Source organism: Aromatoleum toluclasticum ATCC 700605 (assembly GCF_000378245.1).
GTDB lineage: Bacteria > Pseudomonadota > Gammaproteobacteria > Burkholderiales > Rhodocyclaceae > Aromatoleum > Aromatoleum toluclasticum.
Genome location: NZ_KB899491.1, coordinates 145479 through 170078, shown reverse-complemented (window position 1 = coordinate 170078; position 24600 = coordinate 145479). Strand labels below are relative to the sequence as shown.

Here is a 24600-nt window from a genome sequence, read left to right as displayed (position 1 = left end):
GGTCTCGCTGCTGCGGCGCGCCTTCCCCCGGGAAAAGCGTCCGCCCCGAACCTGATTGGGGCGGACCAAGGGGGAGACTTCGGTATCGGCGCGCTCGCGGCGGCGCGGTCAGCGACCGGCGCCGGTCGCGACCTCCTCCAGGACGTTCAGCGACACGTCGGTGTCCTTCACGCCTTTCGGGTTCGATTTCATGTTCGACGACCAGTTGGTGGCGTGCCCGCGCTTGACGTCGATGATGTGGCCGACCACCGGCATGACCGCCTTGTAGCCGTCGTCGCCGGTGTCGGGCCGGTTCTGGAAGATGAACATCTTCCAGAACTCACCCTTGCGGTCGAGCGCGTAGCCCAGATACGGCCGCGGAAAATCGACCTCGATGTAGGCCACCTTCTTGCTGTACGGGTGCTCCGCGGGCGGCGTGCCTTCGACGACATACACCTCGCGCGGCTCCCATTCGACGTCCTTGGCCGGATTGGCAAACGGCGGCTCGGCCATGTTGATGCGCGGGAAGCGCTTCTGCGGCTCCGACCAGGGCTGCGTGGTGTCGACGCTGACGTCCGGGCTGTGCGCGATCGCCAGAACCCAGCGCTTCTCGATCAGCTTGTTCTGCGTGTACTTGGTCGGCCACGCGTCCCAGATGTCCCAGTCGTCGTAGAGCTGGTCGGTCCCGCCGATCGGGTCCATCCACGCGCCGCCGGACAGGCGCCGGGTGCGGCGCACCGACTTCAGGTAGGCGTAGGAATCGTCCGGCTTGGCCGAGTCGGGCTGGTTGTAGCGCATGGAAAAGGTACCCAGGCCGCGAATGTCCTGCGGGTAGTGCGCGACGAAGTAGGTCTTCTGCGAGACGTCGCCGTCGCCCACGGAGACCGGGCCGCCATCGAGCCGCCCTTCCATGTAGTAGCGCCGCGACTGGAAGGCCTGCACACGCTCGTAGCCCTTCTTCGCGTCGAGGAACACCCACGCGATGTCGCGCAGGTCCATCGTCGCGCCGTAGGTCGCCGCACGCAGGTTCCAGATCACCTTGTCGCCCGCGTTCGGGTCGTCCATCTTGATCGCCTCGGGCGGGAACAGCATGCCCGCCTTCCAGCCGGTGACGGTGCGATCGGCCGGGTTGAACTTCACGTCCTTCGACCACTTCTTCGTCGCCTCGACGTACTTCGGATCCATCTCGATCTTCTTCGAGTGCGCGATCTTGATGGTCAGGCCGTAGTTCGTGATCATCCACTCGAGCTTCTCGGGGATCATGCTCGCGATGGTCTTGCCCTCGAAGGTGTCGTCCTTGATGCTCGCAAGGTTGTCCTTCGTGATGATGAAGCCGGGCTCGAGGACCTTGGCGTTTGCGCCGTGGGCCGCGAACAGGAGCATCAGACCGAGGGTGCCGCCGGTCGCGAGTTGCCGCACCGAGGGACGGACGGCGGGTCGGAAAATCTTCTGCATGGTGTGTCTCCTCTCTTTTAGAACTGCCGGGTCAGACGGAAAACGAGCTGGCTGGCCTTGTCGAAGTAGCCGAAGAGCTGCGAACGCTGGCCGCTGAAGGCGACCTTGTTCGAGCGGTCGCCGCTCCAGAAGAGGTCCGCCTCGATGCGGGCCAACCACTTGTCGTCGAGCGTCAATGACACGCTGGGAATCGCGAAGCCGCCGCCGTGGCTGAGATCGAAGCCGACCGCGAAGCCCGGATTGATCGTGTCGTTGCGGTAGTTCAGCGTCGTGAACGCGGTCAGGATGGTGTTGTGCTCGGTGAGCGGCGTGCCGTACGCGAACAGGCGCACGAGGTCGTCCGACTCCTTGAAGTTCAGCACCTGCGTGTCGAACAGCTGGATCGACGAGAACGAGGGCCGCGAGGTGCCGAAGATGCCCTGCAGGTCGAGGTCCTTATCGACGCGCAGCATCGTCGTCAGCGTGTCCTTGAGCTTCACGCCGCCGAGACCGATCCCCACGTTGCCGGGCACGGCCGGATCGAGGAAGGCGCCGGTGCCGACGTTGTACGGCTGGTCCTTGGTGTAGGCCATCTCGGCACTGAGCACCGCACCCAGCGTCGCGCTGTAGCCGCTCACCGTCATGCCATAGACGTCGATCTGGGGGTGGATGAGATCGAACACCGCACCCGACGGGGCCTTCTTGTAGGGTCTGAACGCGGAGTTGGCGACCGGATCGGCCGAGAAGGTCGTGAGCCACGCGAAGGAGTAGTTCAAGCCGAAGGCCTCGCCCGACCAGCGCACGCCCCCGGTGATGTCGCGGTAGTCGCCGGCGGGATGGTCGCAGTCCTTGTTCGTGACCGCCGTAAGGTCGAAGCCGCGATAGGGCTGGAAGAACCAGCGCCCGCCCTGGATATCGTAGGTATTGCCGATATCCTCGCAACGGTCGACGCCGGGCCGGACGTAGGCCGCGAGCATGCCGTCGGCCTCGGGCACGCGGATCTTGGTCGAGATCAGCGTCAGCGGCTTGCGCCATTCCTCGTTCTCGCCCTCGAAGAACAGGCGCCACGACAGGTCGTAGCCATGCACGAGGTCCATCGCGTGAAAGAAGTCGGACTCGCCCCACACCAGCTGCTGCTTGCCGGCCTTGACCGTGACGCGGTCGCCGAACGGGATCTCGGCCCAGAACTCACGTACTTCGCCATGGTTGTAGTTGTCCAGGATGCTGCTCGCGTGGCCGCCGCGGTCGGTGCCGTTGGTCGCGCGCAGGCGCTCGAGGTCGTTCAGGTAATCGGTCTTGTACTCGCGGTCGACGCGGCCAATCGCCTTCCATTTGATCGCCCCGGTCTTCGCATCGGCGTCGAGCAGCAGCGAGCCGCGCACCATCGACAGCTTGCCCTTGCTGTCCTCGCCGATCGCCTTCAGCTCCGGCTGGTCCTGCAGGTTCACCGACACCCAGCCGCGCGCGTAGCCCGACAGGTTGAAGCTGAAGTCGTCGGCGGCCCAGGACTTCGCGGGCGGGTCGCCGATCCCCAACGCTGCAATCTCGTAGTTCCCCGTTTCTGCGCCCCGCGCGGGGCTCCCGGCCATGCCGGCGAGGGCCGCGGCCACCGCCAGCACCGACGCCCTGAATTTCGCTACTCCCTTGCTCCTCATCTCCTCGCTCCTTTTGGTTTTGTCACTGCTCTGAAGGGGTCACGGGCGGACGCGGTGGGTGTGCCGTCGCGCCCGCGGGGTATGGATCAGCCGACCAGCACGGGTTCGGCCTGCTCGATGGGATGGCGCTTGCTGCCGACGATGAATTCCGGCCGGAACACATAGACGAGGGCCGGCATGATGAAGAGCGCGCTGAACGCCGAGATGAACAGCCACAGCGCGATCAGCACGCCCATGTCGGCCTGCAGGCGCAGCGACGAGAAGTGCCACAGCACGACGCTGGTGATGAGCGTCATCGCCGTGATCAGCACGCCCTTGCCCGGCCCCATCAACGCATTGACGATCGCGCGCTCGACGTTGTGCGAGCGGTGCAGGTTCTCGCGGATACCATCGACGATGTAGAAGGTGTAATCGACACCCAGCCCGATCCCCAGCGCGACCACCGGCAGCGTGTTGATGTTCATGCCGATGCCCTGCCACGCCATGTAGCTGAAGGTGATCGTGTTCGACAGCAGCACGGGGATCATGAAGAACACGCCCGCGACCGTGGAGCGGTAGGTGACCGTGCAACACACGACCAGCACCAGCAGCGCGAGCGCGATGGCCTCGATCTGGCCCGCGAGGATCACCTCGTTCACCGCCGCCAGCACGCCGACCAGTCCGCCCGCGAGCAGGTAATCCGCGCCCTTCACCGGATGCTGCTCGACGTAGTCGCGCACCCGCGCCACTGCCGTGCGGATCGTCTCGCCCTGGTGGTCGCGGAAGAACAACGTCACCGCCCCGTTCTTCGCGTCGGCGTCGGCGTAGCGGTCCATGTCGCCGGGGTCGGAGCCCGACACGAACATGTACATCAGCTCGGCGTTCTCCTCCGCGCTCTTGCCGAGCTCCTGGTACATGGGGTTGCCCTCGCGCAGCACGCGATTCACCTGCGGCAGGATGTCCGCGAGCGAGACGCTGCCGCCGACCTCGGGCTGCGCCTCCATGTACTTCTGGAAGCGCGTCATGCTCGACAGCACCTCGGGCTCGCGCAGCGCCCCCGGCTCCTTGCCGGCGACGACGACGAACATCCGGTCGGAGCCCTGGAACTGGCGGTTGATCTCGGCGGCGTCGCGGTTGTAGCTGGAGTCCGGCCACAGGATCGGCGAGCCGGGATTTGCGTCGCCCACCTTCAGGTTGAAGGCGTACAGCCCGGACATGACGAACACCACGCCCGCCATGCCCAGCACCGCGAAGCGCCAGCGCGTCGTGACAATCGCCGAACACAGGCCGAGGATGCGCATCAGCAGCGGGTTGATATTCACCGGATGGATGAAGCGCTGACGCGAGCCGAACCACGACAACATCACCGGCGTGAGGATCAGCGCGCTGATGGCGATGGTGAGCACCCACACCGTGCCGATGAAGGAGATCTTCTGCAGCAACGGGATCGGCGTCAGCGCAACCACCAGCACACAGCCCGCGTCCGCGACGATCGCGAGCATGCTCGGCTTGAACAGGTTGCGTGCACTGGCCCGCGCGGCCGCGGCTGCACCCGGCGTGCCCTGCCGCGTCTCGTCGTCGAAACGGGCGATGAGCTGCACCGAGTTCGAGATCGCCTGCGCGGTGATCAGGAAGGCCACGACGACGACCAGCGGATCGAGGTGGAAGCCCATCAGGCGCGCGGCGCCCAGTGCCCAGATCGCGCTGACGAGTCCCGCCAGCAGCGGCAGCACCGTGCCGTGCCAGGTGCGCGTGATCAGGCACAGCAGCACGACCAGCGCGGCGACGGCGGCGAAGAAGATCGTCAGCGTCTCGTGCAGGTAGTGATTCACCCAGCCGTACAGCACCGGCTCCCCGACGATGCGCACCTCGACGCCGTCGCCCGCGGTCTCGTCGACCAGCTTCATCAGCTGGTTGAAGGCGCGCGTGTAGTCCATGTTGCCGTCGCTGAAATCGATGGTCACCAGCGTCGCCTTCAGGTCGGTCGACACGTATGGGCCATACACCAGCGGGTTGTTGAGCACCGCCGCCTTCAGCGCCGCGAGGCCCGCCTCGCCTTCGGGCAGATCCGGCCACATCAGCGGCCGCGACTCGACGCCTTCGGTGGAGGCGCGTACCTCCTTGATCTTCTTCGACGCGAGCGAAATGATCTGGTAGGTGTCGATGCCTTCGACCTGCTGCAGGTCGACCGTGAGCTTCTGCACCTTGCCGAGCACCACCGGGTCGAAGATGTCGCCCTGCTTCACCTCGAGCATGATGCTGACCATGTTCGAGCCGCCGAAGGTCTGCTTGAAGCGCTGGTTCACCTCGACATAGGGATGGTTGCGGGGCAGGAGATCGCTGAAGACGGTCTTCACCTCGATCTGGCTCGCCTGCCAGCCCATCGCGAGCGTCACGAGGGCGACCGCGGCGACCACCAGGGCGCGAAAGCGGATGAGGTAGGCGAAGGTCGCGTCGACCTTGCCGAACGTGGAGTTCTTCATTGGGGTCCCCTCACATCCGCGAGCGACCGGCGACGCGGAGCGCGCCGTCGTCGAGCACGGCGAGGTTGCTGCCGGCGAGGAAGTAGCGCGATCCGGCGCGAGCAATCTGCGTGCGCCACGACACGTCGCCCTCGGCCACGCGCCCGAGCTGCCACTGCGCCGCGGCCGCGTCGGCGCTCGCCATCACGCCCTTGTCGCCGACCGCCAGCCAGCGGCCCTCGTCCCACACCACGCTGTAGAAGTGCTCGCGCGTCAGGGCCGGCACCTGCTTCCAGCTGTCGCCGCCATCGCTCGTCACGAGCAGCGTCCCGGCCAGCCCCACCGCGACGCCGTTGCGCGCGTCGCGGAAGGCCACGCTCATCAGGCTCACCTTGTTCGGCATCTCGACCGGGTTCCACGTCGCACCGCCGTCCGTGCTCTTCGTCAGCGCGCCGAACTCCCCGACCAGCCAGCCCGAGTCCCCAACGAAGGCGATGTCGTTCCACGCGCGGTCCTCCTCGGGCAGCACGCGAGTCCAGGTCGCGCCGCGGTCCGTGGAGCGCAGCAGCGCGCCGAACTCGCCCACCGCCCAAGCCGAGTCGCCGGCGATGCGAACGCGGAACAGCTTGTTCGGATTGTTGCTGCCGGGGATCTCCGCCCGGGTCCAGGTGGCGCCGCCATCGCTCGTCGCGACGACCACGCCGCCGTTGCCGACCGCGACCGCCGTCTTGTCGTCCCACGCGGCGATACCCTGGAGGTTCGCGTCGATGTTCAGGGACTGGCGCACCCACGAATCCCCGCCGTCTTCGCTGCGCACGATCTTGCCGCCCGCACCGACAGCCCAAACCGTCCGCTCGTCCGGCGCCGCCACGCCGTAGAAGGCGTCGCGCCGCTCGATGGCCGGCGGCTCGACCTTCTGCACCACCGCCTCGGCCTTCACGAACAGCCCGGCGTACAGCAAGCCACCGACAATCACCAGCGGCGCGGACGACGTCATCAACGTGACGACGCCGCGGGCGCCGCCTCCATATTTCCTCAATCGACGCAGCATCACTCTCTCCTCCACGCCGGGGGACGGCGCGCGACTTTCGTTTTTTTGCGTAGCCGAGGCCCTGCAGGGCTCGCGCTCCGCATGGGTGTCGGTGAATTCGGGAAAATGTCGGGGCCTGCAAGCCCCGGGGGCCCCGGCCGGCACCTCCGTCATGGAGGCACCGGCCCGCAGGCGCCGGGCCTACCGCCCGGCAGTGACGGCTCAGGCCGCTTTTTCCGGGACGGGCAGATCCACCCATTCCTTGTAGAACGCCTCGATGTCCGGCTCGAAGTCGTGGATCACCGGGTACCACGGGGTCGGCGCCTCGACGTCGTGCATCGTGCCGCAGGTCGGGCAGTAGTACTCGCGATACACCTGCCACTGCGTATCCGGCGCCATCAGCTTGGGATACACCTCGGTCATCGACTCCTCGGTGTCGCGCACGTAGATCGCCGCGTTCAGCTTCCAGTTCTCGCGGTAATCGCCGAAGTCGTGGCCGCAGTCGCACATCGTGACCCACTGCTTGGTCTTCGCGTCCTGCACGATGTAGAGGTGGGGCCCCAGCGGCAGCACGATCTTGTGGGGGAACGAGACCTTGGCCTGCAGCGCCTTCACGTACTGCTCGAAGCGGCTGTTGTCCTTGGGCATCGACAGCATGCGGAAGGTCGTTTCCCAGTCGAGCGAGCCCTCGACGAGGTGTGAGACCTGTTCATTGGTGTAGGTAGTCATTTCCGGCTCCTTGATTCGGTGATCACTCTTCGACCTGGACGACGGTCGTGACGTCGGGCAGCAGGGACAGGTCCATGCGGTGCTTGGAGCCGTAGGACGGCACGCCCAACTCGGTCTCCAGCAGCTGCCATTCGGCGGGCAGGTTCCAGAAGGCCTTGAACTCGTTCGTGAATTTCTCGGACAGCGCGAAGCTCGTCGCGAACATGTGCTGCACCTGCACAGCGGCATGCTTATTCACGATGCGTTCGCGCTCTTCCTTCATCCACTCGCGGGTCGGCAGCGCACGGGCGAGGCGCTCCTTGCGCATCTCGGCACGGCGGGCCTGGGTCTTGGCCGGATCGACCGCGAACACGCCCTTCGCGTCCTGCGTGAAGACCGCGCCATAGACCTTCTGCGCGTATTCCGGCAGCAGGAACTTCTGGTTCAGGTCGGCCTCGATCGCCTTCGGGTCACGATCGATCGGGTCGCCGAAGCCGGGGCCACCGCGCAGGTAGTTCAGGTACAGGTCGTGGTTGTCGTAGCAGTCCTCGGTCGTCATGCACTGCTTGTCGCGCTTGACGGTCGCGGTGGCGTCGATGTGGCGCTCGTAGTCCGGGGCGGAAGGATCGAGATCGCCGCCCAGGGGCAGCGAGTCGCCGATCGCGATGCGCTGCTCCAGGCCGGTCTTGTGCGCTTCGAAGCGATAGCCGGTCGCCGACGGGTAGCCGCCCATCATTCCCCAGTCGCTGTTCATGAAGCCGTTGCCCATGAAGAACATCGTCCAGTCCTGGGCGTTCCACACCATGCGCAGCGTCTCGAAGCCGCAACCACCGCGATACTTGCCGTAACCACCGGAGTTGGCCTTGACGTTGCGGCCCAGATACAGGAGCGGCTCGGCCATCTCCCAGATCTCGATGTCGCCCATGTCGCCTTCCGGGTTCCAGATCGCAGCCGCGTGGTTCAGGCCGTCCTTCACGGCGCAGGCACCGGTGCCGCAGCTCGAAGCTTCGAAGCTGTTGACCGCGTGGATCTCGCCGTCCTGGTTGATGCCGCCGCCCTGCAGCCAGTTGGAGGTGTTGGCGTTGCCGGCGTTGACTTCTTCCAGATAGCCGCGGCTGAAGTAGGACTGGCTCAGCCCGCGCCACAGCGCCGCCCAGCCGGAGACCAGGAAGTGCCAGGCGTAGGCGTGGCCGGTGCGACGGTCGTCCGGGTTGCACCACGTGCCCTTGGGCAGGCGGAACTCGGTCGCGTAGTAGGCCCCGTCATTGATGCGCTGGGTCGGCACCAGGGTCTGGCACATCATCACCCAGATGCCCGACGTGAAGGCCACCTGGTGGGCGTTGAAGGTATGCCAGCCCCAGCGGCTCGCACCCTCGAAGTCCAGCCTCCACTTGCCGTCCGGCTTGATCGTCATCTCGCACGGCGAGTGCATGATCGAGTCGAGCTTGGCGAAGGCGTTCGACACCTGCACGTCCTCGTGCTTGAAGGGCACATCGACGAAGGACACCTTGCGGTACTTGCCCGGCAGAGTCATCGCCTTGATGCGGCTCATCAGCCCGCGGCGGCCTTCCTCGATGACTTCGAAGGCGAACTTCTCGTAAGCCTCGATGCCGTCGGCGCGGATCACGTCCTCGACCAGCTCTCGGATCATGTGGCAGCCAGCGATGCGGGTCTTCTCGTCGAGGATCCAGTACTTGGGCGTACGCACCGAACGCTGCGACTCGTGCAGCCAGTCGCGCAGCGGCTCATCGTTCACGCCGGTCTTGCGGCAGGTGATCATGTAGCCGTCGCCGAAGCGCTGCGTCTGGCCGGTGGACATCGAGCCCGGCGTCACCGCGCCGGTGTCGATCACGTGCGTCACGCCGCCGACCCAGCCGATCAGCCGACCTTCCCAGAAGATCGGGACGATGGTCGCGATGTCGCACGGGTGCACGTTGCCGATCGCGCAGTCGTTGGTCGTGAACATGTCGCCGGGATTGATGCCGGGATTGCCCTCCCAGTTGTTCTCGATCATGTACTTGATCGCCGCGCCCATCGTGCCGACGTGGATGATGATGCCGGTCGAAGTCAGCACGCAGTCGCCCGCGGCGTTGTACAGCGTGAAGCACAGCTCGCCTTCCTGCTCCACGATCGGGCTCGCGGCGATCTTCTTCGCGGTTTCGCGGGCATGCACCAGACCGCCGCGCAGCTTGGAGAAGAGCTTCTCGTAGCCGATCGGATCGGCATCGCGTAGCTCCAGTTTTTCCAACCCGTTGTAGTGGCCGCTGGCCTTCGTGCGCTCGATGATGCCGTCGCGGAACTGCTTCAGCGTCTGGCCGTTCTTGAGCAAATCGGCAAAGCCGAGTTCCTTGTTTGTCATCATGTTCATGGCGGTCTCCTCGATTACTTCACTTCTTTGAGATGGAACAGGCGGTGCTTGTCGACCGTCGTCTCGAAGCCGTCGGGCACGACGAAGGTCGTCGCGTCCGATTCGATGATCGCGGGACCGACGATGTGATTACCCGCCTTCAGCGACTCCATCTTCCACAGCGCGGCCTCGACCCAGCGCTTGTGGCGATAGAACGGACGGGTGCCGAGGTAGGCTTCCTTCGGCGGCGTCGGGCCGCAGTCGGGGTCTTCCGGCAGCACCGGCTTCTGCGTGACGACCATGCCGCGCAGGATCGCGCCGGTGATCGAGAAGCCCAGCTCGGGCGAACGTGCCGAGTTGGCATAGACGCGGCCGTAGGTGGTCTCGAAGGCGTCGATGATCTGGTTCCAGTCGGCCGCCGTCGCCGCCGTGGACACCGGCGACACGATCTCGAGGTCGTTCAGCTGGCCCATGTACTGCATCTTGTAGCCGGGGATCAGCAGCACGTCCTCGGGCTTGTAGCCGTTGATCACGAACTCGTCGATGACCTTGACCGCCAGTTCCTCCCACGCATCCTGCAGGCTCGCGCAGGCCGCCGCCTTGTCCGCGTCGGGCGCGAACTGCGCGACGCCGAGGTCCACCGACTTGTCATAGCGGTACTCGAAGTCCGCGCAGGCGCAGCCGAAAGCCGAGAAACCCGCTGCCCACGCCGGCACGACGACGTCCTTGAAGCCGACGCCTTCGGTGTAGCCGTAGGTATGCACCGGGCCCGCACCGCCGTACGAGAAGCACGTGAACTCGGCCGGGTTGTAGCCCTTCGCGCTGATGTTGGCACGCAGGTACTCGGAGAGCGTCAGGTCGAGCAGCTCGATGACGCCCGCCGCCGCATCTTCCACCGACAGCCCCAAGGGGTCCGCGATCTGCGCCTTGATGTGGTCGCGGGCGCGCTGCACGTCGAGCTTGATCGCACCGCCGAGGAAGTTGTTCGGGTTCAGGTAGCCCAGCACAACGTGGCAGTCGGACACCGACACCGTGTCCAGGCCACTTTCCGGCCAGCAGGTACCGACGCGGTAGCCCGCGCTGTCCGGCCCCAGCTTGATCGACTTGCTGTACGGGTCGAGACGCACGAAGCTTCCCGCGCCCGCGCCGACCGAGTCCATCGCCACCAGCGGCAGCGACAGCACCAGGCGCGCCATGTCCGGGTCGGACTTGATCGCGAAGCTGCCCTTGGTGATCAGCGCGACGTCGAAGGAGGTGCCGCCGATGTCAGAGCACGCGATGTTCTCGTCACCCAGGTACTCGCCCAGCAGCTTCGAGCCGATCACGCCGCCGATCGGGCCGGAGACGATGGTGCGCGCCAGTTCCTTGGCCTTCCACGAGATCGTGCCGCCGTGCGTCGCCATCACCCGCAGGTCGAACTTCGCGCCGTGCTTCTTGAAGCGGTCGCTGACCTTCTTCAGCGTCTGACGCGACGGCTCGGCACCATAGGCTTCGAGGATCGTCGTGTTCATCCGGTGGCTTTCCTTGCGCGACGGGTAGTAATCCACCGACGCGAACACCGGGATATCGACCTTCAGCTTCGCCAGCTCGTCCTTCACGACATCGCGGGCGCGCTGCTCGCTGCTCTCGTTCTTGTGCGACTGCAGCAGGCAGATCACGATCGCCTGCGAGCCGGCTTCGACCAGTTCGCGCGTCGCCTGGCGCACTTCCTCCTCGCGCAGCGGGATCACCACCTTGCCCTGCACATCGGTGCGCTCGGTCACGCCGCGGGTACGCGATACCGGCACCAGCGGCTCGTCGTAGCGATGCGTGTTGAGGTGGATGCGGTCTTCCAGCGCGTAGCCGAGATAGCTCTGCAGCGCGCGCCCCATCGAGTGGATCTGCTCGAAGCCGCGGTTGCAGATCAGGCCCACGTCGAGGCCCTTGCGCATCAGGATGCGGTTAAGCATCGCGGTGCCGGAATACACGCAGGTGACGAGCTCGGGATAGACCTCGTCCACCTCGCGGCCCCAGTGGGCCAGTGCATCGACAGAGGAGTTGTAGATCGCCAGCGACTCGTCGCCGGGGTTGCTCTGCGCCTTGCCGACGACGAAGCGGCCGTCTTCCCGCACGAAGAAGGTGTCAGTCATCGTGCCGCCGGCATCGATGCCCATCACCTGTACCTGTGATGCTGCCTGTTGGACTTCCATGTTTGTCTCCATCATCTCCTGGATTGTCGAGTCGCCGATGCTGCCGGCCCCCGGGAGACCTCTTGCAGCGGCCGTGCCAGATATCGGCCGCTGCAACGCAGCAAGCCGATGCGCCTGCAAATGAGGGAGAAACGCCACGCACGCCGTGCACCGCAACAAGCAACGATGCGCGGAACGTACGACCAGAAAATGGAGACCGTCCGGAAGTCGAACGGACGCACCGGTCACCCGTCAGGGCGTCCGGACGATACGAAACAGGAGAAAACGGAAAAAGGCGGACACCGTCCAAGTCGGCACGGCCGGCGCAGACGGTCCCGCTCATGCGCACGGGCGGGACACGCACCGAGCCCCACCGCCGTTCCGCACGGCACAAAAGAAAACGCGAAGCCACAAGGGCTTCGCGTTGGATACTCAGTGCGTCAGGAAGCGATGCGTTTCAGAACGGAATATCGTCGTCGAAGTCCCCAAAACCGCCGCCGCCCGACTGGCTCGGAGCCTTCTGCGCAGGAGCCTGCTGCGGAGCTTGGCGTGCAGGCGCCGCAGCCGGGGCATCATAGCCGCCCATCGGCGCATCGCCACCACCGCCGCCCTGACGCGAACCCAGCATCTTCATCTCGTCGCCGCGGATTTCCGTCGTGTAGCGATCCTGGCCGTCCTTGTCCTGCCACTTGCGCGTCTGCAGGCGCCCTTCGACGTAGATCTGGCTGCCCTTGCGCAGGTACTGCGCAGCGATCTCGGCCAGCCGCCCGAAGAACACCACGCGGTGCCACTCGGTCGCCTCCTTCTTCTCGCCGCTTTGCTTGTCCTTCCACGTCTCGGTGGTCGCCACGGTGATGTTGCAGATCGCGTCGCCGCTCGGCGCATAGCGCGTTTCCGGATCCCGGCCCAGATTGCCGATCAGGATGACTTTGTTCAGGGAAGCCATGAGGTTCTCCTCCGATGTTTCAGGTTAGTGTGCCGCCGACGCCGGCGTCACGCGGCGGGCGGGCGGATTCATTGAGGCGACCAACAGCAGCCAGATCACGGCGAGCACGCCGCACACCAGATTCACGGCGCCGCTGCCGAAGTGTTCGGCCAGCCAGCCCCCCAGCGTTCCACCGAGGAACAGCCCGATCGACTGCAGCGTGTTGTACAGGCCGAGCGCCGTGCCTTTCGCGTGCGCCGGCGCCACCTTGGAGATCCACGACGGCAGGATCGCCTCGAGTACGTTGAAGGCGACGAAGAACAGCGTCAGCCACAGGCCCAGCGTCACGGCGCTCTGGCCAAAAGCGAACAGCCCCGCCTGCACGACCACCAGCAGCGCGACCGCGGCGCCGAACACCTGCTTCATGAGATTGCGCCGCTCTGCCGCAATCACCGCCGGCACCATCGCCGCGAACGACAGCAATACGGCGGGCAGATAGACCTTCCAGTGCTCCGGCAGGGGCAGGTTTGCACCGCTCACCAGCGCGGCCGGCACCATCACCCACATCGCCGTCTGGATCAGGTGCAGCACGAAAACCCCAACGTTCAGCCGCATCAGCTGGCCATCGCGGAACACCTCGCCGAACAGCCCGGTCGGTGCCCGCGGCACCGGCGGCGCCGCCGGCACGACGTACAGCACCACACCGATCGCCGCAGCCGCGAGCACGGCCGTCAACCAGAAGATCCCACTCATGCCGATGACATTATACAGAATCGGCGCCGCCACCATCGACAGCGCGAAAACCAGTCCGATGCTCGAACCGATCATCGCCATCACCTTGGTGCGGTGCTGGTCGCGCGTCAGGTCCGCAGCAAGCGCCGTGACCGCCGCCGAGATCGCGCCCGCCCCCTGCAGCACGCGCCCCGCGATCACCGTCCCGATATCTCCGGCGACTGCCGCGACGGCGCTGCCGATCACGAACAGCACGAGTCCGAACACGATCACCGGCTTGCGGCCGAAGCGGTCCGACGCCACGCCATAAGCCATCTGCAGGAAAGCCTGCGTCAGGCCATAGGCGCCGATCGCCAGGCCCACGAGGGTCAGATTGTCGCCGCCCGGAAGATGATGCGCGTGCACCGAAAAGACCGGAAGGATCAGGAACAGCCCGAGCATACGCAGCGCGAAAATCGCGGCAAGGCTCGCACCAGCCCGGCGTTCTGCGGGGGTCATCGGATCGTGCTCGGGTCGGGCCATCTGTCTTGGGGCTGGAACAAAACGGCGATTCTAGCACCCGTCGCCCGCCTGTTTGGCTTGCGTCGACGTTCTCTCGTATAGTGGCACGTTACCCTTGGTCAGCCCGCCCCATGGACGAAATCCGCATTCGCGGCGCCCGCACCCACAATCTCAAGAACATCAGCCTCGAGCTGCCGCGCAACCGGCTGACCGTGATCACCGGCCTGTCCGGCTCCGGCAAGTCCTCGCTCGCGTTCGACACGCTCTACGCCGAGGGCCAGCGCCGCTACGTCGAATCGCTGTCGGCCTACGCGCGCCAGTTCCTGCAGCTGATGGAAAAGCCCGACGTCGACCTGATCGAGGGGCTGTCGCCTGCGATCTCCATCGAGCAGAAAGCCACCAGCCACAACCCGCGCTCCACGGTCGGCACGATCACCGAGATCCACGACTACCTGCGCCTGCTCTACGCACGCGCCGGCACGCCGCATTGCCCCGACCATCCCGAGCGCCCGCTCGAGGCGCAGACCGTCTCGCAGATGGTGGACCACGTCCTCGCCCTGCCCGAAGACACGCGCCTGATGATCCTCGCGCCCGTCGTCGCCCACCGCAAGGGCGAGCAGAGCGACCTCTTCGCCGACCTGCGCGCGCAGGGCTTCGTCCGCGTGCGCGTCGATGGCCGGATCGCCGAACTCGACACCATGCCCGCGCTCGAAAAGGGCCGCCGTCACACTGTCGAAGTCGTCATCGACCGCCTCAAGGTCCGCGCCGACCTGCGCGGCCGCATCGCCGAATCCTTCGAAACGGCGCTGACCCACGCCGACGGCCGCGCCATCGCGGTCGAGATGGACAGCGGCACCGAGCACCTCTTCTCCGCCCGCTTCGCCTGCCCGGTCTGCAGCTACGCGCTAGCCGAACTCGAGCCCCGCCTGTTCTCGTTCAACAACCCGGCCGGCGCCTGCCCCAAGTGCGACGGCCTCGGCCAGGTCGAATTCTTCGACCCGACACGCGTCGTCGCCCACCCCGAGCTCTCGCTCTCCGCCGGCGCCATCCGCGGCTGGGATCGGCGCAACCAGTTCTACTTCCAGATGCTCGCAAGCCTCGCCGACCACTACGGCTTCGAGATCGACACCCCCTTCTGCGACCTGCCCGACGAAGTCCGTCAGGTCGTCCTGCATGGCTCGGGCCGCCACAAGATCGCCTTCCGCTACCTCTCCGACAACGGCCGCATGGTCGCCAAGGAACACCCCTTCGAAGGCATCGTCCCCAACCTGGAGCGACGCTACCGCGAGACCGACTCCACCGCCGTGCGCGAGGAACTCACCAAGCTGCGCGCGACCCAAGCCTGCCCGAGCTGCCACGGCACCCGCCTGCGCACCGAGGCGCGCCACGTCCTCATCGGCGACCGCACGCTGCACGCGGTGAGCCGCATGCCCCTGGGCGAATGCAAGGACTTCTTCGACGGCCTCGCGCTCACCGGCCACCGCGGCCTGGTCGCAGCCAAGATCGTCAAGGAAATCTCCGACCGCCTGAGCTTCCTGATCAACGTCGGCCTCGACTACCTCTCGCTCGATCGCTCCGCAGACACCCTCTCCGGCGGCGAGGCGCAGCGCATCCGCCTCGCCAGCCAGATCGGCTCCGGCCTCACCGGCGTCATGTACGTCCTCGACGAGCCCTCGATCGGCCTGCACCAGCGTGATAACGACCGTCTCCTGGGCACGCTGCACCAGCTGCGCGACCTCGGCAACACCGTGATCGTCGTCGAACACGACGAGGACGCCATCCGCTGCGCCGACTACGTCGTCGACATGGGCCCCGGCGCGGGCGTGCACGGTGGCGAAATCGTCGCCCGGGGCACCCCCGCCGACATCGTCGCGAGCGAAGCCTCGCTCACCGGCGCCTACCTCGCCGGTCGCTACACCATCCCCGTCCCGGCGCGCCGAGCCCCCCCGGATCCCGAGTTCCAGCTGCGCCTCGAAGGCTGCACCGGCAACAACCTCAAGAACGTCGACCTCGCCATCCCCATCGGCCTCTTCACCTGCATCACAGGCGTCTCCGGCTCCGGCAAATCGACTCTCATCAACGATACCCTGTACGCGCTGGCCGCCAGGCACCTCTACGGATCGACGACCGAACCCGCCTCCTTCGCGGCGGTACATGGCCTCGATCATTTCGACAAGGTCATCAACGTCGACCAGAGTCCCATCGGCCGCACCCCGCGCTCCAACCCCGCGACCTACACCGGCATGCTGACACCGGTCCGCGAACTCTTCGCCGGAGTTCCCGACGCCCGCGCCCGCGGCTACGGCCCCGGCCGCTTCTCCTTCAACGTCAAGGGCGGCCGCTGCGAAGCCTGCCAGGGCGACGGCATGATCAAGGTGGAAATGCACTTCCTGCCCGACATGTACGTCCCGTGCGACGTCTGCCACGGCCGGCGCTACAACCGCGAAACGCTGGAGATCCGCTACAAGGGCAAGACCATCTGCGAGGTGCTCGACATGACCGTCGAGAACGCCCTCGGATTCTTCAACGCCGTGCCTACCGTCGCACGCAAGCTCGAAACGCTGATGGACGTCGGACTCGGCTACATCCGCCTCGGCCAGAGCGCGACGACCCTCTCAGGCGGCGAAGCGCAGCGCGTGAAGCTCGCGCTCGAACTGTCCAAGCGCGACACCGGCCGCACCCTCTACATCCTCGACGAACCGACGACCGGCCTGCACTTCCGCGACATCGAACTGCTCCTCGGCGTCCTCCACCGCTTGCGCGACCACGGCAACACCGTCGTCGTGATCGAGCACAACCTCGACGTCATCAAGACGGCCGACTGGCTCATCGACCTCGGCCCCGAGGGCGGCGACCGCGGCGGACGGATCCTGTGCAGCGGGCCACCCGAAGCGATCGCCGCCCACCCCGAGAGCCACACCGGCCGCTATCTCAAACGCATGCTAAGCGCGCAAGCTTGAATCCGGGGGAGAAAACACCTCCGATCGCACTTACAATTTGAAGCAAACCCACCACGAGTATTCCGGACAATACGGCGATCGCCTCATGGCACCGCCTGCAAGATGAAGGAGAAACTCATGCCCGCAGTCCCCAACGACGTCCAGAGCGTATTCCTCGACCGCATCGAACGCCGCGTAAAGATCCTCAAGACCCTGCTCGAGGCCGGCCTTGGCGTCTATCAGGCAACCGAGGAGCAGCAGCGCAAACGTGCCATCGAACAGGTCGTGCGCCTCACGGCGCGCACCAGCGAACTGCCGCAACTCACCGCGGAAACTCTCGCGAAGGCCAGCGACATCGTCGCGGCACACCTCGAACCGATGCAGAAGGTCCTCCCGCACGACGTCCAGTACCGCAACCGGCTGCGCAAATCCTGGTAAGCCGCGCGCCCCTTCTCGCTTGAGCCGTACACTCCGAAGCGGTCCTCAGTCCAGATAGCCGTTCGGGTTCTGCGATTGCCATCGCCACGCATCGCGGCACATCGCGTCCAGATCGAACCGCGCCTCCCACCCCAGCACTTCGCGTGCGAGCGCAGGATCCGCCCAATATGCGGGCACGTCGCCGGGTCGGCGCGCCGCGATGCAGTACGGCAGCTTCCGCCCGCATGCACGCTCGAAAGCGTGCAGCACATCCAGCACGCTATAGCCGCGCCCCGTGCCCAGATTCACGCAACTCACCCCGGGCAAGCCGTCCATGCGCTCGACCGCCGCCACATGCCCCGCCGCGAGGTCGCCAACGTGGATATAGTCGCGCACCCCCGTTCCATCGGGCGTCGGATAGTCACCGCCAAAAATCCTCAGTTCGGGCAGGCGCCCCACCGCCACCTGGCTCACGTACGGCATCAGATTGTTCGGCTTTCCGCCCGGATCCTCGCCGATCAACCCACTCGGGTGGGCCCCGACCGGATTGAAGTAACGCAGCAAAACGACCTGCCAACGCGGGTCCGAGGCGCCAACGTCGCGCAGCACGTCCTCGCACATGAGTTTTGTGCGTCCATACGGATTTTCCGGCGCGGTCGGAAAATCCTCGCGGATCGGCACCGTCGCCGGATCCCCGTACACCGTCGCCGAGGAACTGAACACTAGCCTACGGACACCCGCCGCCTCCATCGCCTCGACCAGCGAAAACAGCCCGCCGACGTTGTTCTGGTAATACGCCAGCGGATGCGCAACGGACTCGCCGACCGCCTTCAACGCAGCGAAGTGAACCACCGCATCGATGCGATGCGCCGCAAAAACCCGCCCCATCTCGGGCGCATCGCGAACGTCAGCCTGGTAGAAGCCAAGTAGCCCGCGCCGCGCGATCGACTCGACCCTGTCGAGCGACGTCGCCTTGCTGTTACACAGGTTGTCGACCACCACGACGTCGTGGCCCGCTTCCAGCAAAGCCACGCAGGTGTGCGTTCCAATGTATCCCGCCCCGCCCGTCACAAGCACCGTACTCAAAGCACCACCTCCGTATCACGCATCGATCGACTTCACTGCGTCGCCCGCACAAAAAAAAATGGGCCGCAGAACGGCCCATTTTCGATGACACTTCGGTCGCGAAGCGACTTGTTACGCTGCCACGGCTTCCTGCACCTCGGCTGCGACGTCGCCCTCAGCAGCACGATCCACCAGTTCGACCAGCGCCATCGGCGCGTTGTCGCCGTCGCGGAAGCCGAACTTCAGGATGCGCAGGTAGCCGCCGTTACGGGCAGCGAAGCGCGGACCCAGCTCGTCGAACAGCTTGACGACCATCTCGCGGTCGCGCAGGCGATTGAACGCCAGGCGACGATTCGACAGGCTGGGCTTCTTGCCCAGGGTGATCAGCGGCTCGACCACGCGGCGCAGTTCCTTGGCCTTGGGCAGGGTCGTCTTGATGACTTCGTGACGCAGCAGCGAATTGGCCATATTGCGGAACATCGCCTGGCGATGCGCGCTGGTACGGTTAAGCTTGCGAAGACCGTTGCGGTGACGCATTTCTATTCCTCACTCAACTGCGCCGACTCAACCGAGCTTCTCGAGCCCGGCCGGCGGCCAGTTTTCCAGTTTCATGCCGAGCGTAAGCCCACGCGAGGCCAACACTTCCTTGATTTCGTTCAGCGACTTGCGGCCGAGGTTCGGGGTCTTCAACAGCTCGGTTTCCGTACGCTGGATCAGATCGCCGATGTAGTAGATGTTCTCGGCCTTCAGGCAGTTGGCCGACCGCACGGTCAGCTCGAGGTCGTCGACCGGGCGCAGCAGCACCGGATCGATCACCTGCGCCGCAGTCACTTCCGCGACCGGCGCCGTACCTTCCAGATCCGCGAACACCGACAGCTGATCCATCAGCACGCGCGCGGCGTAACGGATAGCCTCCTCGGGATCGACCGCGCCATTGGTCTCGATATCGATCACCAGACGATCGAGGTCGGTACGCTGCTCGACACGAGCGCTCTCGACCAGATAGCTCACCCGGCGCACCGGGCTGAACGAAGCGTCCAGCACGACGTGACCGATGCTCTTGCTCTCGCCGGCAGCCGGACGCACGTTGCCCGGCACGTAACCGCGGCCTTCCTCGACCTTGATCTGCATATCGAGCTTGCCGCCCGGTGCCAGATGCGCGATCACGTGATCCGGGTTGATGATCTCGACGTCGTGACCGGCCTCGATGTCGCGCGCGGTGACGACACCGTCACCGGACTTCGACAGGCGCAGCATCGCTTCACCGCGGTTGTGCAGCTTCAGCACAACACCTTTCAGGTTCAGCAGCAGGTCGACGATATCCTCGCGCACACCGTCCAGGGTCGAGTACTCGTGCAGCACGCCCTCAATCGAGACTTCCGTCGGCGCATAGCCCGGCAGCGAGGAAAGGAGGATGCGCCGCAGCGCATTCCCCAGGGTGTGACCAAAACCACGCTCGAACGGCTCCATCGTCACGCGCGCCTGAACAGGCGAGACGGATTGGACGTCGATGATGCGGGGTTTCAGCAGTGAATTGCTTTGCATCAGCAGTTCCTCGGATCTTTGAGTCTTCAGGCGAGCCCGTTAGCGGGAGTACAGTTCGACGACGAGACCTTCGTTGATCGTCGGCGGCAGCTCCGAGCGCTGCGGATACGCCTTGAACACGCCCTTGCCGGCCTTGGCATCGACTTCCAGCCACTCGGGAAAACCACGCGCAGCGGCGGCCTCGAGTGCGGCCTTCACGCGGAGTTGGCCACGCGCACCTTCGGTGAGCTCGACCGTCTCGCCCGGACGCACTACGTACGACGGGATGTTAACGCGCTTGCCATTCACGAGAATGCCGTTGTGACGGACCAGCTGACGACTTTCGGCGCGCGAGCCACCGAAACCCATACGATAAACGACGGAATCCAGGCGACCTTCGAGCAGCTGCAGCAGGTTCTCGCCGGTCTGGCCGCGACGGCGATCCGCCTCCGCGTACACCTTGCGGAACTGCGCCTCGAGGACACCATACAGACGGCGGATCTTCTGCTTTTCACGCAGCTGAACACCGTAGCCGGACAGACGCTGTCCGGAACGCTGACCATGCTGGCCAGGCGCATACGAGCGACGCTCGATAGCACACTTGTCGGTGAAGCACTTCTCGGCCTTCAGGAACAGCTTTTCGCCTTCGCGACGGCACTGACGGCACTTGGGATCCAGATTACGAGCCACGTTTCAACTCCTTGTCAGATACGACGCTTTTTCGGCGGACGGCAGCCGTTGTGCGGAATCGGCGTGATGTCGGTAATGCTGGAGATCTTCATACCCAGCGCGTTCAGGGCGCGAACAGCGGATTCGCGGCCCGGACCGGGCCCCTTGATGCGCACTTCCAGGTTCTTGACCCCGCATTCCTGCGCGGCCTTGCCGGCAGCTTCGGCGGCAACCTGTGCGGCAAACGGCGTGCTCTTGCGCGAACCCTTGAAGCCCGCGCCGCCCGACGTTGCCCACGACAGGGCATTGCCCTGCCGATCGGTAATCGTAATGATGGTGTTATTGAAGCTCGCATGAACGTGCGCGATACCTTCGGCAACGTTCTTTTTGACTTTCTTGCGAACCTTCGCAGCAGTTTTAGCCATTATCAGTCCTTATCACTTCTTGCCGGCGATCGCCTTGCGCGGTCCCTTGCGGGTGCGGGCGTTAGTCCGGGTCCTCTGACCGCGCAGCGGAAGGCCGCGACGGTGACGGACACCACGATAGCAACCCAAGTCCATCAGGCGCTTGATATTCATCGTCACTTCACGGCGAAGATCGCCCTCGACGACAAACCGACCAACCTCGTCACGCAGACGCTCCATGTCCGACTCGGTGAGATCCTTCACCTTGACGGAACGTGCGACGTTGGCGGAATCACAGATTTTCTGAGCACGCGAACGGCCAATTCCATAGATGGCGGTCAGCGCAATCTCGGCATGCTTGTGATTGGGAATGTTTACCCCAGCAATACGGGCCATTCGATTACCCCAAAAAGCTAAACATTAAATTTTAATCCTTGAGCGCCCTAAGATCAACCCTGGCGCTGCTTGTGCCGCGGATCCACGCAGATCACACGGACCACACCCTTGCGGCGAACGATCTTGCAGTTGCGGCAGAGCCGCTTAACCGAAGCCTGAACTCTCATTTCCTTGCTCCTGTTTCTTGATTACTTGGTCCGGAAAACGATCCGGGCCTTGGTCAGGTCGTAGGGCGTCAACTGCACGGTGACCTTGTCACCAGGAAGAATGCGGATGTAGTGCATACGCATCTTCCCGGAGATATACCCGAGGACCATGTGTCCGTTTTCTAGTCGGACGCGGAACGTTGCGTTGGGGAGGTTCTCGGTAACCTCGCCCTGCATCTCGATGACGTCTTCCTTCGCCATAACTTACCGGATCGGAAGGCCCGCCCCCTTGAAGTTCGCCTTCTTGAGCAGACTCTCGTACTGGTGCGACATGACGTAAGCCTGAACCTGTGCCATGAAATCCATCGTCACCACCACGATGATCAGCAGCGACGTCCCGCCGAAGTAGAACGGAACGTTCCACTTCAGGATCAGGAATTCGGGGAGCAGGCACACCAACGTGATATATGCAGCACCTACCAGCGTCAAACGCGTCAGGATCTTGTCGATATAGCGCGCCGTCTGGTCGCCCGGTCGAATACCCGGCACGAATGCCCCGCTCTTCTTCAGGTTGTCCGCGGTCTCCCGTGCATTGAACACGAGCGCGGTGTAGAAGAAGCAGAAGAACACGATCGCCACTGCATAAAGCATCACATAAACCGGCTGCCCCGGCGCAAGCTTCGCCGAAAGATCCCGCAGCCAGACCATGCTCTCCGACGAACCGAACCACTGGCCCAAGGTCGCGGGGAACAGGATTATGCTCGACGCAAAAATCGGCGGGATTACGCCAGACATGTTGAGCTTGAGCGGAAGATGCGAACTCTGCCCGCCGTAGATCTTGTTGCCGACCTGACGCTTTGCATAATTCACGAGAATCTTGCGCTGCCCCCGCTCGACGAAAACCACGAACGCCGTGACAAGCGCCACCAATACGCAGATCAGCAGCGCCGTGAAGGGATGCATCGCCCCGGTACGCACGAGCTCGAACAGCCCGGCAATCGAACCCGGCAACCCCGCTGCAATACCGGCGAAGATGATGAGCGAAATACCATTGCCGAGCCCGCGTTCCGTAATTTGCTCACCGAGCCACATCAGGAACATCGTACCCGTCACCAGCGTCGCAACCGTCACGAAACGGAAGGTGATACCCGGGTCCAGCACCAGCCCCGCCTGCCCCTCGAGAGCAATCGCAATACCGAGGGACTGCGCCAGTGCCAGAATCAGCGTACCGGCGCGAGTGTACTGCGTAATCTTGCGCCGACCTGCCTCACCCTCCTTCTTCAGGGCTTCGAGCGACGGCACCGCAACGGTCATCAGCTGCATGATGATCGACGCCGAAATGTACGGCATGATCCCCAGCGCGAAGATGGTGAAGCGCGACAACGCACCGCCCGAGAACAGGTTGAACACGCCGAGAATTCCCCCCGATTGCGACTGGAACAGCTCAGCCAGCCGACTGGGGTCGATTCCGGGCACCGGGATGTGCGCACCGATCCGATAGACGATCAGCGCGCCGACCAGGAACATGAGTCGACGCTTCAGATCGCCGAAACGACCGGGAGTGCCCAAGGTGGCAGCGGGATTGGCCACAGCTGGGTTCCTGCTTACTCAGAGACGACCGAACCGCCGGCCGCCTGAATTGCCGCAAGCGCACCCTTGGTCGCACCAACGCCGCGCAGAGTCACCTTGCGACCGATGCTGCCGGACAGCACGACCTTCGCGGAAAGCGCATCGGCCGCCACGACGCCGGCCTGCTTCAACACCAGCAGATCGACCTCATCCACAGGCAGCTTGTCCAGCTCCGACAGGCGAACTTCGGCGTTGCGCGACCCCGTCAGCGAGACGAAGCCACGCTTCGGCAGACGGCGCTGCAGCGGCATCTGGCCGCCTTCGAAGCCGACCTTGTGAAAGCCGCCGGCGCGGGACTTCTGACCCTTGTGGCCGCGGCCGCAGGTCTTGCCCAGGCCGCTGCCAATGCCGCGTCCGACGCGTTTGGCGGCGAACTTCGAACCAGCCGCAGGTTTAATCGTATTCAGACGCATCTCAACCCTCACACTTCACCAGGTAGGACACCTTGTTCACCATGCCGCGAACTTCAGGCGTGTCCTGAAGCTCGACGGTATGGTTCAGGCGACGCAAACCGAGCCCGCGCACCGTCGCACGGTGCGACTGCTTCGTACCGATCACGCTCTTGACCAGCGTAACCTTGATCGTTTTCTCGGCCATGGCTTACCCCAGAATCTCTTCGACGCTCTTGCCACGCTTGGCGGCGATCTCCGCCGGCGTATTGATCGCCAGAAGACCGTTCAGCGTTGCACGCACGACGTTGTAAGGATTCGACGAACCGATGCACTTGCAGGTCACGTCCGTCACACCCATGACTTCGAACACTGCACGCATCGGGCCGCCGGCAATGATGCCGGTGCCGCTCGGCGCGGGCTGCATGAGAACCGACGAGGCGCCATGCTTGCCGATCACGGAATGCTGCAGCGTGCCGCTCTTCAGCGAAACCTTCACCATCTTGCGGCGAGCTTCATCCATGGCCTTCTGCACGGCCACCGGCACTTCGCGGGACTTGCCCTTGCCCATGCCGATCCCGCCGTCTCCATCACCAACCACCGTCAGCGCCGCGAAACCGAGGATACGACCACCTTTCACGACCTTCGTCACGCGGTTGATGGCGACCATCTTTTCGCGCAGGCCGTCGTCACGCTCCTCGGAAGCCTGCGGACGCTTGCTTTGTTGCTTAGCCATACGATTCCTCGCTTAGAACTTGAGACCGCCTTCGCGGGCGGCCTCGGCCAGCGCCTGGACGCGACCGTGATACTGGAAGCCGGCGCGATCGAACGCGACAGACTCGATACCCGCGGCCTTCGCACGCTCGGCGATCAGCTTGCCGACGATCACGGCAGCGGCCTTGTTGCCGCCGTGCGACAGCTGCGAACGCACGTCCGCCTCAACCGTGGAGGCAGCCGCAAGCACGCGCGCACCGGAACCATCGATGATCTGGGCGTAGATGTGGGAATTGGAACGGAATACAGTCAGACGAACCGTTTTCAGTTCCGCGATTTTGGCTCGGGTTTTACGAGCGCGACGCAGACGAACCACTTTCTTGTTCAT

The 24600-nt window shown here is 64.7% G+C and carries 24 protein-coding genes; 2 read left to right on the top strand and 22 right to left on the bottom strand.

Annotated elements, in window-relative coordinates; translation table 11 throughout:
* Positions 1-108: 108 nt before the first annotated feature.
* The 9 genes from F464_RS0100800 to F464_RS0100760 all read right to left on the bottom strand — a co-directional run bounded on the left by F464_RS0100800 (position 109) and on the right by F464_RS0100760 (position 13917).
* Complete coding sequence (locus F464_RS0100800; protein WP_018987857.1) at positions 109-1434, bottom strand: DUF1329 domain-containing protein; 1326 nt, start codon at positions 1432-1434, stop codon at positions 109-111.
* Between the two features lie 17 nt (positions 1435-1451).
* Complete coding sequence (locus F464_RS0100795) at positions 1452-3068, bottom strand: DUF1302 family protein (protein WP_026295634.1); 1617 nt, start codon at positions 3066-3068, stop codon at positions 1452-1454.
* Between the two features lie 86 nt (positions 3069-3154).
* A complete protein-coding gene (locus tag F464_RS0100790) occupies positions 3155-5530 on the bottom strand; it encodes an efflux RND transporter permease subunit (protein ID WP_018987855.1) in 2376 nt (791 codons plus the stop codon).
* Between the two features lie 10 nt (positions 5531-5540).
* Positions 5541-6560 (bottom strand): WD40/YVTN/BNR-like repeat-containing protein, encoded by a 1020-nt coding sequence (locus F464_RS0100785; protein WP_026295633.1) that lies wholly within the window; start codon positions 6558-6560, stop codon positions 5541-5543.
* 201 nt (positions 6561-6761) lie between these two features.
* A complete protein-coding gene (locus F464_RS0100780) occupies positions 6762-7268 on the bottom strand; it encodes an acetone carboxylase subunit gamma (RefSeq protein WP_018987853.1) in 507 nt (168 codons plus the stop codon).
* A 22-nt stretch (positions 7269-7290) separates the two neighbouring features.
* Positions 7291-9615 carry a hydantoinase B/oxoprolinase family protein gene (locus F464_RS0100775; protein WP_018987852.1) on the bottom strand — a complete coding sequence of 775 codons (2325 nt, stop codon included), beginning with the start codon at positions 9613-9615 and terminating at the stop codon, positions 7291-7293.
* 14 nt (positions 9616-9629) lie between these two features.
* Positions 9630-11783 (bottom strand): hydantoinase/oxoprolinase family protein, encoded by a 2154-nt coding sequence (locus F464_RS0100770; RefSeq protein ID WP_018987851.1) that lies wholly within the window; start codon positions 11781-11783, stop codon positions 9630-9632.
* Between the two features lie 436 nt (positions 11784-12219).
* Complete coding sequence (ssb, locus tag F464_RS0100765; RefSeq protein ID WP_018987850.1) at positions 12220-12708, bottom strand: single-stranded DNA-binding protein; 489 nt, start codon at positions 12706-12708, stop codon at positions 12220-12222.
* 24 nt (positions 12709-12732) lie between these two features.
* Positions 12733-13917: an MFS transporter gene (locus tag F464_RS0100760; protein WP_018987849.1), complete on the bottom strand. Its 1185-nt coding sequence runs from the start codon at positions 13915-13917 to the stop codon at positions 12733-12735.
* Between the two features lie 134 nt (positions 13918-14051).
* On the opposite strand from F464_RS0100760, the gene uvrA reads away from it, so the two are divergent.
* Together uvrA and F464_RS0100750 are read left to right on the top strand one after the other, a co-directional pair.
* Positions 14052-16880, top strand: a complete 2829-nt coding sequence (gene uvrA / locus F464_RS0100755) for an excinuclease ABC subunit UvrA (RefSeq protein WP_018987848.1) — start codon at positions 14052-14054, stop codon at positions 16878-16880.
* Between the two features lie 117 nt (positions 16881-16997).
* Positions 16998-17297 carry a hypothetical protein gene (locus tag F464_RS0100750; RefSeq protein WP_018987847.1) on the top strand — a complete coding sequence of 100 codons (300 nt, stop codon included), beginning with the start codon at positions 16998-17000 and terminating at the stop codon, positions 17295-17297.
* 45 nt (positions 17298-17342) lie between these two features.
* Here the strand turns inward: F464_RS0100750 and galE are convergent, their stop codons facing one another.
* The 13 genes from galE to rplR form a co-directional block, all read right to left on the bottom strand.
* Positions 17343-18362 (bottom strand): UDP-glucose 4-epimerase GalE, encoded by a 1020-nt coding sequence (gene galE / locus F464_RS0100745; protein ID WP_026295632.1) that lies wholly within the window; start codon positions 18360-18362, stop codon positions 17343-17345.
* 111 nt (positions 18363-18473) lie between these two features.
* Entirely contained in the window at positions 18474-18878 is a 405-nt protein-coding gene (gene rplQ, locus F464_RS0100740) for a 50S ribosomal protein L17 (protein WP_018987845.1), read from the bottom strand.
* Between the two features lie 27 nt (positions 18879-18905).
* The gene (locus F464_RS0100735; protein ID WP_018987844.1) at positions 18906-19886 is read right to left on the bottom strand and encodes a DNA-directed RNA polymerase subunit alpha; all 981 of its coding nucleotides are present in this window, start codon (positions 19884-19886) and stop codon (positions 18906-18908) included.
* Between the two features lie 39 nt (positions 19887-19925).
* On the bottom strand, positions 19926-20555 hold the full coding sequence (gene rpsD, locus F464_RS0100730; protein ID WP_018987843.1) for a 30S ribosomal protein S4: 630 nt from the start codon (positions 20553-20555) through the stop codon (positions 19926-19928).
* 14 nt (positions 20556-20569) lie between these two features.
* Positions 20570-20959, bottom strand: coding sequence for a 30S ribosomal protein S11 (rpsK, locus tag F464_RS0100725; RefSeq protein WP_011237995.1), 390 nt, complete (start codon positions 20957-20959; stop codon positions 20570-20572).
* A 12-nt stretch (positions 20960-20971) separates the two neighbouring features.
* On the bottom strand, positions 20972-21334 hold the full coding sequence (rpsM, locus tag F464_RS0100720; RefSeq protein ID WP_018987842.1) for a 30S ribosomal protein S13: 363 nt from the start codon (positions 21332-21334) through the stop codon (positions 20972-20974).
* Between the two features lie 53 nt (positions 21335-21387).
* Positions 21388-21501 (bottom strand): 50S ribosomal protein L36, encoded by a 114-nt coding sequence (gene rpmJ, locus F464_RS30155; RefSeq protein ID WP_084600394.1) that lies wholly within the window; start codon positions 21499-21501, stop codon positions 21388-21390.
* Positions 21502-21522: 21 nt separating this feature from the next.
* A complete protein-coding gene (gene infA / locus F464_RS0100715; RefSeq protein WP_015437563.1) occupies positions 21523-21741 on the bottom strand; it encodes a translation initiation factor IF-1 in 219 nt (72 codons plus the stop codon).
* A 3-nt stretch (positions 21742-21744) separates the two neighbouring features.
* Positions 21745-23070: a preprotein translocase subunit SecY gene (secY, locus tag F464_RS0100710; RefSeq protein WP_026295631.1), complete on the bottom strand. Its 1326-nt coding sequence runs from the start codon at positions 23068-23070 to the stop codon at positions 21745-21747.
* Positions 23071-23084: 14 nt separating this feature from the next.
* Entirely contained in the window at positions 23085-23522 is a 438-nt protein-coding gene (gene rplO / locus F464_RS0100705) for a 50S ribosomal protein L15 (protein WP_018987840.1), read from the bottom strand.
* Between the two features lies 1 nt (position 23523).
* Positions 23524-23706 (bottom strand): 50S ribosomal protein L30, encoded by a 183-nt coding sequence (rpmD, locus tag F464_RS0100700; protein ID WP_015437566.1) that lies wholly within the window; start codon positions 23704-23706, stop codon positions 23524-23526.
* Positions 23707-23709: 3 nt separating this feature from the next.
* On the bottom strand, positions 23710-24234 hold the full coding sequence (rpsE, locus tag F464_RS0100695; protein ID WP_018987839.1) for a 30S ribosomal protein S5: 525 nt from the start codon (positions 24232-24234) through the stop codon (positions 23710-23712).
* Positions 24235-24246: 12 nt separating this feature from the next.
* Entirely contained in the window at positions 24247-24600 is a 354-nt protein-coding gene (gene rplR / locus F464_RS0100690; RefSeq protein WP_018987838.1) for a 50S ribosomal protein L18, read from the bottom strand.